Raw genomic sequence first — 12054 nt, forward strand, 5'->3', positions numbered from 1 at the left:
AGGTCAAGGGAGGGTGGGGGTGGCACGGAGAGCCTCCCCCACTACCGCCCCCGGAGTCCGGGGGCTGCGCCGGAAGGCGCGGGGGCCGGCACTACCGGTCAGTTGTCCAGACGGGCCGCGGCGGCAGCGATCTCGGCCGGGGTGTCCGCGGCTTCGCCCTTGGCCACCAGGGTGGTCAGGGCCAGGTCGCCGGTCACGTTCAGCGCGGTGCGGCACATGTCCAGGAAGTGGTTCACGCCCAGGATCAGGCCGATGCCCAGCGGATTGACGCCGACCATCGCACAGATCATCGCCACAACCGGCAGCGAGCCGGACGGCACACCGGCCGTACCGATACCACCAAGGATGCAGACCGCCATCACCATGACCTGCTGGCCGATGCTCAGGTCGACACCGAAGAACTGGGCCAGGAAGATCACTGTCACGCCCTCGAACAGCGCCGTGCCGTTCTGGTTGGCGGTGGCGCCTACGGTCAGCACGAAGCGCGACACACGCTGCGGCAGGCCCATCTGGTCGGCCACGCGCAGCGCGGTCGGCAGGGTTGCGTTGCTGGAGGCGGTGGAGAAGGCCATCACCGTGGCCTCCTGGGTCTGCCGGAAGAACGCCAGCGGCGAACGCCCCGACAGCCATACCGCGGTGCCGTAGGTCACCACCATGTGCAGGCCCAGCGCCAGCACCACCACGCCCACGTAGGCACCGAGGCGGATGATCAGGTCGAAGCCGAACAGCGCGGCCAGGTTGAACATGAAGCAGGCCACGGCATACGGCGCCAGGCGGATGACCAGGTTGATCAGGGTCATCGAGATTTCGAACACGCCTTCGATGGCGCGACGCAGCGGGGCTACCTTGGCCTCGTCGGTCAGCACCATGCCGATACCGAACATGAGCGCGAAGAACATCAGCGACAGGATCGCGCCATTGTCCGAAGCGGCCTGCAGCACGTTGCTCGGCACGATCGACAGCAGCATGTCCATGCCCTTCGGCGTGCCATGGATGCCAGCCACGATTTCCTTGCTGCGCTCGGCGTTCTCCGACAGCATCAGCGCGGCCACCTGCGGGTCGACGCCGGCACCGGGCTTGAGCAGGTTGACCAGCACCAGGCCGATACCCACAGCGATGCCGGACAGCAGCACGGTGTAGGCCAACGTCTTCCAGCCGATGCGGCCAAGGGCGCGGATGTCGCCCATCTCCGACACGCCCATGATCAGCGCCGAGAAGATCAGCGGCACGATCAGCATGAAGATCAGGTTGAGGAACAGGCCCGAAGCCGGGGTGGTGACGTAGTCCATTACCCACTTGGCACCGGTCTGCAGGCCTTCGATGCTGCCGCCCAGGGCATGCACGATCAGTCCCAGGACCAGGCCGATCGCAAAGCCGATGCCCATCTTCCAATGCAGGGGCAACTTCTTCTTGTCGGCAGCAGCTGCTGTCATGCGCGGGATTCCTCGAAAAATGAATCTACTCTAACAAAGCGCGCAAGCCGCGCCGGTTCAGGGTTGCCGCGGCGGATACAGCGGCGGCAGCCCAGTGTCGACGGCGCCGCTGGCGGCCGACCAGTGCGGTCCGTCACGGAAGCTTTCGCGCAGACGGGCCCGCAGCGCGGTGACATCGCCCAATCCGCCCCAGCGCGCCTGCTGCAACGCCTGCAGGGTCTGCCGCTGGGCCGGATCGGCCAGCCGCTCGATCACCTGTTCCAGGCGCTCCACGCCCGCCATCGAACACAGCAGCGCCTCCACCTGGTCGAAGCCCTCGCCATCGATGGCCCGGCGCAGCTCGGCCACACTGGCACGCGACGACGTCGCAGGTGCGATGACTCCAGGGCGGGGAACCGTACGGGCATGGGCGACTGCATGGCGCCCACGTCGCCATCCCCATGCCAGGGTCAACAGCCACAGCAGCGCCAGACCTGCGGCGGCGGCCATCCACGGCCACGGCCGGGTGCCGGCTGCGGTCGGTGCAAGAGAGGATGCGACCGAAGGGGCGGCGTCTTCCGGCAGCGCGGCATCGGTATCGATCGGTTGTGCCACGGGCGCGCCGGCCCGGCCCGCCGCCACGGCCAGTTCCAGATCCGGCAGGCTGGCCTGCTGGGCACTGCCGCTGTCCACGTTCCACCAGGCCACGCGTGGCCCGGGCACGCGCAGCGATCCAACCTGCCGCGGCACGATCGAATAGCGCCGGGTGATCTTCAGGCGTGGCGTGCTGCCGTTGAAGGTTTCCTCGTACTGGGCCGGTTCGGCGAACACCTGCGCGGCGTCGCCGAGGTCGGGCACGGGCAGATCGGTGAACTGGGCCCGGGTAGCGCCGTTGGCGATCGCTTCGACCATCACGGTGGCGGCTTCGCCCGTACGCGCACTATTGGGTGCAGCGGTGTAGCGCAACTGCAGGCCGTGCAGGGGCAGCCACGGCTGCACGGCCTGCGCCGGCTGCGCCTGCACCTGCAGCGTGCGTTCGGCACCGACAGCATTCATGCGGCCATCGCCACCGCTGCCGAAGAAGTCATCGAAGAAGCCCCCGGCGCTGCGGCCGGTGAAGCGTGCGCCAGTCAGACGCAACGCACCGCTGCGCTCGGGGATCAGCAGGAAGCGACGTTCGACCACGTTGTAGCGACGGCCGTTGACCTGGCGTACGTCGCTGCGGTCCTCGCCCACCCGCTGCAGCGACGCGCCACTGGGGGTGTCGAGCACCAGTTCGCCCGACGCCAGCTGCGAAGCGAAGTACAGCCTGACCACCACGCCCACGCTCTGCTGCACGTAGGGCGTGGGGTCATCCACCTCGGTTTCGATGAAGGCGGTGGCATTGCTCTGCGGGGTGGCCACCACGGCATCACTGACCTGCAGCACCAAGGGCACCGTGCGTGCACTGCCGACCTGCAACGAGGGCACCTGCAGCGTACCGGTGCGGCGCGGCGTCAGCGCAACCGTATAGAGGTTGCGCTGCTGGACGCCGCCATTGCTCCACTGCACCTGGCGGTTGCTGCTCTGCGCGCTGAGCGCGAAATCGGCATTCAACGGTGCATAGTCCGGTGCACCTTCGTCGGTCTCGATGTGCAGGGTGACCGCATCACCGGCGGCGATGCTGTCCTGTTCCAGCCAGGCACGCGTCTGCGCCATGGCCACCATCGGCAGCCACAGCAGCAGCATCGCCAGCACAGGCAGAGGCCACCGGAATTGCCTGCTCGCCATGCCTGTCATCGCCCTTCCCTCTTTCTACGTTCGTTTTCCAACTGGAACTTGGCCCGCAGCAGTGCCCCCGGATCATCCGGTACGCGCCGCATCCAGGCCTCCACGGCCTGCTGTTCCTCGCGCTGTTGCGGTGTGCCGCCAGCGCCGCGCACTGCCGTCTTGCCGGCTTCGCCAGCACGCGCCTGCTGCAGGGCCTGCTGCATGCGCTGACGCTGCTGGGCATCGGCCTGCGCCTGGGCCTGCGGGTCAGCTGCCTGCGGCGGCTCCTGTTTCGCACCCTGCTGGCCGGAGCCTGCAGACGCTGGATTCTGCTGGCCCTTCTGGCCCTGCGGTTGCTGCTGGCCTTGTTGACCCTGTTGCGGATTCTGCTGGCCTTGCTGCGGATTCTGCTGGCCCTGCTGCGGCTGATTCTGCTGCCCTTGCTGGCCTTGCTGTCCCTGCTGGTTCTGCTGCTGGCCCTGTTGCGGCTTCTGCTGCCCCTTGCCCTGCCCCTGGTCGTTGTTCGACGGCGGCTTGCGCTTGCGCGCAGCGTCGACCACTGCACGGTTGGCGACGGCGTCGGCCATCTGCGGGTGGCGCGTCAGGGCCTTGTCGTAGGCGGCGATGGCACCGTCGTAGTCGCCCTGACGGGCAAGCACGTTGCCGAGGTTGTACCAGCCGGCGTCGCTGTCGATGCCTTCAAACTGCTTGCGGGCAGTAGCGAAATCACCTTGACGGTAGGCCTGCACGCCCGCAGCCAGGCGCGCATGCTCACGCTGGTCGGCACGTTCCCACAACGTGCCCGCTGCAGGTGCAGGTGTCGGTGCAGCTGTCGGCGCGCGCGGCTGCGCCTGCAGCTGCCCGCTCAAGGGCAGGAGACCCACGGCCAGCACTGCCGCCAGTACCGCACGGCGGCGGAACGCCAGTAGTGCCAACAGCATCACCGGCGGCAACAACCAATAGCCTTCGTCCTGCCACTGCCGGGCCTGTCCGGGCCGCTGCAGTGCACCGCCATCGCTGGCATCCAGCACGCCCAATGCCTGCAGGTCGCGATCATCGCTGGCGATGCGCTGGTAACGCCCGCCGCCTGCGGTGGCGACGGCACGCAGGCTGGTTTCATCCAGCGCGGCCTGAGCGATCTGGCCTTGACCATCGCGATAGGCGGCGCCGGACGGCGTGCCCAGGCCCAGCACCGACACCTGCAGGCCGAGACCACGCGCCTGCGTTGCCGCAAGCATCGCTTCGCTGTCAGCCTGGTCGCTGACCAGGAGAATCTGGCCGCGCAGGGCACCGGTCTGCCGCAGCAACCGGACCGCCCAGTCGATGCCACGATCAGCGCGCTGGCCATCACGCGGCATCACCTCCGGCGCCAGCGCATCAAGGTACAGCGCCACGTTTGCAGCGTCGTCGGTCAACGGCGCCACGGTATAGGCATCTTCGGCATACACCACCAGACCCACCTGCCCGCCTTGACGAGCGCGCAGCAACGCGCCGATTTTTGCCCGCGCCTGCAGCAGCCGCGAGGGTGGCAGGTCGGTCGCGGTGATGCGGCTGGAGAGATCCAGCACCACCACCAGCGGCGCGCTGGCCTGATAGACCGGCTGCGCCTGCTGCCGCCAGCTGGGGCCAGCCATCGCCAGTGCAGCCAGGGTCCAGCCCAGCAGCAACGCCCATGGCAGGCGCGCGCGTCGCTTCCCCTCACCGGCCAGCAGGTGCGACAACAGATGGGCGTCGACTGCCTGCCGCCAGGCGTCGCTGCGCCGCTGCCGGTATACGGCCACGGCCACGATCAGCGGCAGTGCCACCAGCATCCACAACCACTCCGGGCGCAGGAAATGCAGCGCGCTCCAATCGAACGTGCTCAAGTCGAACGCGCTCCAGTCGGGCATCTTCAGGAAGGTCGCGCTCATCGGCGGCGCTCCGGCCATACCCACGCCAACGCGCCCAGCAGCAACGCGACAGCCAGCGGCCATGCATAGCGCTCGTTGCGCGGACGCAGTGTCGGTCCCTTCGCGGCGATCGGCTCCAGCCGGTCCAGTTCGGCATAGATGCCGACCAGCTGGTCGGTGTCACGCGCACGGAAGAAGCGGCCGCCGGTCATCTCGGCGATCCTGCGCAGTGTTGCCTCGTCCACCGGGTCGCGGTCGGCGGCCACGGGAATGCCGAAGAACCGCGCACTGCCGTCGCTGCCAAAGGCCACGGTGTGCACGCGCACGCCTTCGGCACGTGCCAGCTCGGCGGCGCGCAGGGGTTCCAGCACACCGGCGTTGCTGACGCCGTCGGTCAGCAGGATCAGTACACGCTGCCCTTCGGGCTGGTTGCGCAGGCGTTTGACCGCCAGCGCGATGGCATCACCAATGGCCGTCTCGCGCCCGGCAAGACCGACCACGCTGTCGCGCAGTTGATCGCGCACGCTGGACAGATCCGCAGTCAACGGCGTGAGCGTGTAGGCACGATCACCGAACACCAGCAGGCCGACGCGATCACCGGCACGACGGTCGAGGAAATCGGCCAATACCGCCTTGGCAGCGGTCAGGCGCTCTACCGCCTGTGCGCCGAGCACCATGTCCGGCTCGCTCATGCTGCCGGACACGTCCATTGCCAGCATCATCTGCCGGCCTTCCTGTGGCGGGGTAATCGCCTCACCCAGTTGCTGCGGACGCGCCATCGCCACGCACAGCGCCAGCCAGCCCAGCCACAGCAAGCCGCTGCGCAGCCAGGAAACGCCGACACGACCGCCGCCAGCCAGTGCTTCCAGTTCGGCAGCGGCGTAGGGTACGCGCAGCGCCGCGCCCGGGTCGGCACGCCGTTTCCACGCGTACATCAGGATCGGCAACGGCAGTGCCAGCAGTGCCAGCGGCCACGCCAGCTGCAGATCCGGCCACGGCCAGTAAGCTGCCAGCGCGCTCATCGTCGGCGCTCCTGCAGCAACGCCAGGTAACGCGCACGCGCCCACGCGCGCACGTCGGCCACGGCAGCGGCATCCACGTGAGGACGATAGGCACCCTCGGCCAACAGATTGCGCTGCGCAGGCGGCAGGGTGTCCTTGGGATCGACATGCTGCCACCACGCGTCATCGCGCAGTGCTTCGCTGCCCGGGCGTGCCTGACGCGCCGCACGCCGCAGCAGGCTGGCGATGGCTGCCAGTTCCGACGGCGCGCCGTTCACTGCCGCAATCTCCTGATCGAACACTCGCATCCAATGTTGGCGTCGGCGGCGCCGACGCCAGGCCAGCGCAGCAACGATTGCCAGCAACAGCAGAACCAGTGCGATCAGCATCAGCCAGCCAGGTGCGGGTGGCCACCACGCTGGCGAGGCCGGCAACTGCACATCACGCAGTGGCAGGGAGGCACTCATGCCGGCACCTCCGTCGGTGCCGGCGCCAGCCAGGCATCACTGGCCGCATCGGTGGAAAGCACCTGCACATCGACGCGACGTGCGGCAAGCTGGCTGCGCAGCTGCTGCAGCGGTTCGACGAAATGCGCTTGCCAGTGCGCCTGCACATCGCTGCGACGCAGGTCCAGGCCGATGCGCTGCTGTGCGGCGAGAAACTGCAGGGGCGCCGCTGGCGGCTGCAGCTCCAGCGGATCGACCAGCAGCAACAGACTCAGGTCATGGTGCTGGGCCAGTGCGCTCCAGCGCGCCGGCGGAATGCGGATCGCCTGCTGCGGATCGGCCAGTACCAGCATCCGCGCGCCGGGGCGCAGCACCCGCCCGGCATGGTCCAGCGCGCGCTCCAGGCCGAGGTCATCGGCGGGTGGCTGCGCGTACCAGCGCGTGAGTGCGTCGAGTACGCGCAGTACACCGCGCGCACCGCCGGCCGGTGCGATCGGTGCCTCACGATCACTGCCGCGCAATGCACCGATGCGATCGCCGCGACGCTGTGCGGACCATGCCGCGACGGCACCGGCGCGCGCCGCCTGCACCGACTTGAAGCGCACGCGGGTACCGAAATACAGCGCAGGCGACGTATCGGCAACGATCAGGGTGACCCGCTCGCGCTCTGCCTGGAACAGTTTGGTGTGCGTGCGACCGGTGCGTGCAGTGACGCGCCAGTCGATGTGGCGCGCGTCGTCGCCCGCCACGTACTCGCGTGATTCTGCATATTCCATGCCGCGTCCGCGCAGCGGCGAAGGCGCCTGGCCTGCACTGCCCGCTCGCCCTCGACGAGGCGGTGGCGGAAGCTGTGCCAGGCGCCGCAATGCCACCAGCTCGGCCAACTGCGGTCGCAGACCATCGCCTTCGCTGGTACCCGGAGCAGGTCCGTTGGTCGTGCCGGTCATGCGCGCACTCAGGGTGCCGGTACCCGGGCCAGCAGCTCCTGCACCAGGCGCTCACCATCCCACCCTTCGGCGACGGCTTCATAGCTGGGCAGGACCCTGTGGCGCAGCACATCGGCGGCCACGGCACGCACGTCGTCGGGGGTGACGAAATCACGCCCAGCCAACCACGCCCGCGCCCGTGCGCATCGTTCCAGTGCGATGGAGCCACGGGGGCTGGCGCCCCACGCAATACGGCGCGCCAGCGAGGCGTCGTAGCGCGAAGGGTCGCGCGAGGCCAGCACCAGTTCGATCAGATAGCGCTCCAGCGCGGGGGCCATGTGCAGCTCCAGCACCTCGCGGCGCGCGTCGAAGACATCCTGCATCGGCAGTTTTTCCGGCGCCGCTGCGGCCTCGCCAAGCGCACCCCGGGCACGCTCGCGGGCAAGCCGCAGAATCTCCGACTCGGCCGCCTGGTCCGGATAACCAATGCGTACGTGCATCAGGAAACGATCCAGCTGCGCTTCCGGCAGCGGGAACGTGCCTTCCTGCTCGATCGGATTCTGCGTGGCCATCACCAGGAACAGCGATGGCAGCGCGTAGGTGTGGCGGCCGACGGTGACCTGGCGTTCCCCCATCGCTTCCAGCAGCGCGGACTGCACTTTGGCCGGCGCGCGGTTGATTTCATCGGCCAGCAGGATCGGGTGGAAGATCGGCCCCGGCACGAACTCGAAACGCCCTTCCTGCGGGCGCCAGATCTCGGTGCCGGTCAGGTCGGAAGGCAGCAGGTCCGGGGTGAACTGCACCCGTGCGAAGTCTGCTTCCAGCCGCGCCGCCAAGGCCCGGATGGCCGTGGTCTTGGCCAGGCCCGGTGCACCTTCCACCAGCAGGTGGCCATCGGCCAGCAAGGCGATCAGAAGGCGTTCGACCAGCGCCGCCTGACCGACGATCTCGGCCGACAGTGCATCGCGCAGGTCGCTGAAAGCGGCATGCAGGCGCGAGGTGACGGGGGCAGGCGGCGGAGAAATGGATTCGGGCATCGGCGGAGGCAGGTTCATGGGGGCCTTTGACCGGCGCAGGATGGCTCGGGTTCCCCACATCATCGCAGGCCGTCCGGCTGCTGGCATCAAGAACGGCTGAACAGCCTCCACGCATGGCGTGGATCTACTCACCCATCCACGCATGGCGTGGATCTACTGGAGGGACATGGCGTGGATCTACTCACCCATCCACGCATGGCGTGGATCTACTGGAGGGACATGGCGTGGATCTACTCGCCCATCCACGCATGGCGTGGATCTACTGGCGCAAACGACGCGGGGCCGCACGTGGCGGCCCCGGTCGGATGCAACAGGTGCAACGTCTCAGTTCTGGCGCGCCACGCGCAGGACCTTCGGGGTCACGAACACCAGCAGTTCGGCCTTGTCCTTGTTGCGACCGCGTTTCTTGAACAGGTTGCCGAGGAAGGGCACGTCGCCCAGGAACGGCACCTTGCTGACACTGTTGCGGTCGGTGAACTCATACACGCCACCGATCACCACGGTCTGCCCATCTTCCACCAGCACGGCGGTATTGACCTCGCGGCGGTTGATGTTGGGCACCTGGCCGTAGCCTTCCAGCACGATGTAGCTTTCGACCTCATCCTTCTTCACCGCCATGTTGAGGAACACGCGGTTGTCGTTGGTGATCGTCGGGGTGACCTTCAGTTCCAGCACCACTTCCTTGAACTGCACGTTCGGGGTAGCTGCACCGCCGGCACCGCCACCACTGATGGTGACATAGCCGATTTCCTTGCCCTGCTTGATCAACGCTTCACGCTGATTGGTGGTGACCACGCGCGGGTTGGAGATCACTTCGCCGCGCGATTCTTCCTGCATGGCCGACAGTTCGACGTCCAGCAGGTAGCCCGCGTTGAGGATCGACAATGCCAGCGAGCCCGGATTGCTGGCCGCTGCCACTGGCAGGTTCCAGTTCAGGCCGCGGGTGATGGCCGAACCGACCGAAACCGGCGGCGGGCCCACGCGGCCACCGGCGATCCAGTCGCGCTCAGCCTTCGCATTGGCGTTGTTGGCGTCCACCTGCGACTGGCGGGTCTTGGCGTTGGCTTCCAGGTTACCGCTGAAGTACACGTTGTCGCGGCTGCCGCTGACGCCGAACTTGGCACCCAGTTCGCGGGCGAACGTATCGGTGGCGATGACGATGCGGCTCTCGATCAGCACCTGGTCGACCGGGCGGTCGATCACGTTGATCAGCTCGCGCATCCGCGCGATCTTCTTCGGGATGTCGCTGATCATCAGCGTGTTGGTGCGTTCGTCTGCGACGATGCGGCCACGCGCGGACAGGAAACCACTGTCTTCCTGCGACGCCGACCCGCTGCCACCCTGACCACCGCCGCCACCACCACCGGAGCCGCCGATGCCCTTGGCCTCGGTCAGTGCTTTGAAGATCTGTGTGGCACTGTGATAGTTGATCTGGACGTAGTCGGTCATCAGATCTTCGCGGTTCTCGATCGCGATGCGCGCGTCTTCCTTCTCCTGCTCGAACTTGGCCAGCTCGGACTGCGGCGCAACCCACACCACGCTGCCGTCACGACGCTTGTCCAGGCCCTTGGCACGCAGCACGATATCCAGCGCCTGGTCCCACGGCACGTTGACCAGGCGCAGGGTCACATTGCCCTGCACCGAGTCGGAGGCCACCACGTTCAGATTCGACTCTTCGGCAATCAGCTGCAGGACAGTGCGCACGGGCACGTCCTGGAAGTTGAAGGTCACCGGCTTGCCGGCGTAGCCACGCTGCGGCATGCCCTTGGCGGCCTGGGTCACGCTGCCGGCAGTGACGGCACCAACGGCGGCCTGAGCCTGCCGCGGGCTGATCTCCACCACATACTCGTTGCCACTCTGGTAGGCCAGTGACTCGACCGGACCGCCGGTGCTCAGCACCAGCTGGGTGCCGGCGCCGGACGGCTTGGCGTCGATGCGCTGCACCGGGGTGGCGAAGTCGGTGACGTTCATCGGCTTCTGCAGGTTGGCCGGCAGGCGTGCGTTGCCGACATCGACAACCACGCTGTTGCCCTGGCTGCGCAGGTCGGGCATGGCGCCCTGGCCGTCGAACTGCAGGATCAGGCGGCCCGCGCCGTCATCGCCACGCTTGAAGTCGATGCGTGCGACCGAAAGGCCTGCCGGCGCAGCGGCCGGCGTCGCCGCCAGCGCAGTGCCGGTCGGCTTTTCCGACGGTGCGGCGGCCAGCGCCGGAGCGCAGGCCAGCATCAACGCGACTCCCAGCGCGCTGATGCAGTTCAAGGTAGAGCGCCGGATGGGACGCAGCCCCTTGGCTTGGTGAAAGGTCATCGTGCTATCCCCAGTAAACGATCATTGATCTTCCAGCGCGAGTGTTGCTGGACGTTCCAGCCAGCCACCCGCGCCATCCGGCACCAGTTCGATCAGCTCCACGCGGTCTTCGAAGACCGCGGTGACCCGCCCGTCGCTCTGCCCCAGGTAACCGCCGGGACGCACCCGGTAGGTCACCTTGTCCGGCCCCATCACCAGCGCCACGGTGCCGGCGCCTGTTCCGATGGTGCCGACCATGTCCAGCGCGTCAAGCGGGAAGCCTTCCATCGGCTCCTTGCGTCGGTTCGGATCTGGCCGCAGTCCCCCATTCCCCTGCTGCGGGTTGGTCCAGGCATCGGTGAACGGATCGCGCATGCCCTGCGCGGAATACTCGAAGGTCTCGAACTGCTGCATCACCGGCAGCGGCTCCAGCGGCTGCGCCGGTCGCGCACGCTCGCTTTCGACCCACTTTTCCAGGTTGGGTGCATCACCCGGCGTGCTGGTCACACCGCGGCCACAGGCGGCCAGCAGCAGCACCGTCAACGCCATCCCACCACGTGCAATGAAGGAACGGATCACTTCTTCGCCTCCTTGCCCGCTTCAGCCTTCTGCTGTTCCTCGACCTCGGCCTCATCCAGGTAACGGTAGGTCTTGACCGTACCGGACAGTTCCAGCGCACCGGCACGGATGTTGCCGCCGGTCTTGTCCTTGGGCTTGAGGTTGATGTCGTGCATGGTCAGGATCACCACCCGCGGCAACGAGGCCACGCCGCTGACGAAGGCGCCGAACTGATGGTAACTACCCACCATCCGCAGCTTGATCGGCTTCTCGGCGTAGAACTCCTTGATCTGCTCCTGCTCGGGTTCAAACAGCTCGTTGGCCAGGCCGCTGGACAGCGCGGTCTGCGAGATGTCGATGATCAGGTCAGGCATCTCGGTCTTGCTCGGCAGCTGCCGCAGCATCTGCTGCAGGACCTGCTCCATCTGTGCCAGCTGCTGCTTCAACGGTTCCAGGTTGACCGCGCGTTCCTGTTCCTTGGTGAACTCGGCACGCAGCTCGGTTTCCCGCGACTCCAGACCGGCCAGTTCCTCGCGCTTGCCGCTGACCAGCAGCATCCAAAGCACGAACATGATGACCAGGGCGATCAGCGAGCAGAACACGATCTTCGCGTTCCTCGGCCAGTTGCCGATGTCGTTGAAATCCAGGTTCTTGATGTCGACTTTCTTGCTCATGCGCGATCCCCCTGCAGCGGGGCGTGGAAGGCCTGCGGCGGCTGCGCCAGGCGGCTGCCCTCAGGCTTGGGTGCGG

At 67.4% G+C, this 12054-nt stretch carries 10 protein-coding genes; all 10 read right to left on the minus strand.

From position 1 onward, the window contains the following. Nucleotides 1-98: 98 nt before the first annotated feature. On the minus strand, nt 99-1433 hold the full coding sequence (locus AC27VL_RS19310; RefSeq protein WP_089236644.1) for a dicarboxylate/amino acid:cation symporter: 1335 nt from the start codon (nt 1431-1433) through the stop codon (nt 99-101). Nucleotides 1434-1490: 57 nt separating this feature from the next. Further along, the gene (locus AC27VL_RS19315; RefSeq protein WP_488767941.1) at nt 1491-3191 is read right to left on the minus strand and encodes a BatD family protein; all 1701 of its coding nucleotides are present in this window, start codon (nt 3189-3191) and stop codon (nt 1491-1493) included. Next, nucleotides 3188-5050 carry a tetratricopeptide repeat protein gene (locus AC27VL_RS19320; RefSeq protein ID WP_488767949.1) on the minus strand — a complete coding sequence of 621 codons (1863 nt, stop codon included), beginning with the start codon at nt 5048-5050 and terminating at the stop codon, nt 3188-3190. The genes AC27VL_RS19315 and AC27VL_RS19320 overlap by 4 nt, the downstream gene beginning before the upstream one ends. Before the next feature lie 17 nt (nt 5051-5067). Beyond that, nucleotides 5068-6072 (minus strand): vWA domain-containing protein, encoded by a 1005-nt coding sequence (locus AC27VL_RS19325; protein WP_100553436.1) that lies wholly within the window; start codon nt 6070-6072, stop codon nt 5068-5070. Then, nucleotides 6069-6518 carry a DUF4381 domain-containing protein gene (locus AC27VL_RS19330; protein WP_488767943.1) on the minus strand — a complete coding sequence of 150 codons (450 nt, stop codon included), beginning with the start codon at nt 6516-6518 and terminating at the stop codon, nt 6069-6071. Before AC27VL_RS19330 ends, AC27VL_RS19325 begins: the two co-directional genes overlap by 4 nt. Then, nucleotides 6515-7444 carry a DUF58 domain-containing protein gene (locus AC27VL_RS19335; RefSeq protein ID WP_488767945.1) on the minus strand — a complete coding sequence of 310 codons (930 nt, stop codon included), beginning with the start codon at nt 7442-7444 and terminating at the stop codon, nt 6515-6517. The genes AC27VL_RS19330 and AC27VL_RS19335 overlap by 4 nt, the downstream gene beginning before the upstream one ends. Nucleotides 7445-7452: 8 nt before the next feature. Continuing rightward, the gene (locus AC27VL_RS19340) at nt 7453-8478 is read right to left on the minus strand and encodes an AAA family ATPase (RefSeq protein WP_191078561.1); all 1026 of its coding nucleotides are present in this window, start codon (nt 8476-8478) and stop codon (nt 7453-7455) included. A gap of 306 nt (nt 8479-8784) precedes the next feature. Next, on the minus strand, nt 8785-10767 hold the full coding sequence (locus AC27VL_RS19345) for a type IV pilus secretin PilQ (protein WP_488767947.1): 1983 nt from the start codon (nt 10765-10767) through the stop codon (nt 8785-8787). A 21-nt stretch (nt 10768-10788) separates the two neighbouring features. Then, a complete protein-coding gene (locus AC27VL_RS19350) occupies nt 10789-11295 on the minus strand; it encodes a pilus assembly protein PilP (protein WP_080150643.1) in 507 nt (168 codons plus the stop codon). A gap of 26 nt (nt 11296-11321) precedes the next feature. Beyond that, nucleotides 11322-11978, minus strand: a complete 657-nt coding sequence (locus tag AC27VL_RS19355; RefSeq protein ID WP_100553441.1) for a type IV pilus inner membrane component PilO — start codon at nt 11976-11978, stop codon at nt 11322-11324. Nucleotides 11979-12054: the final 76 nt, after the last annotated feature.

Source organism: Stenotrophomonas sp. 14P6.2.3, assembly GCF_057799055.1.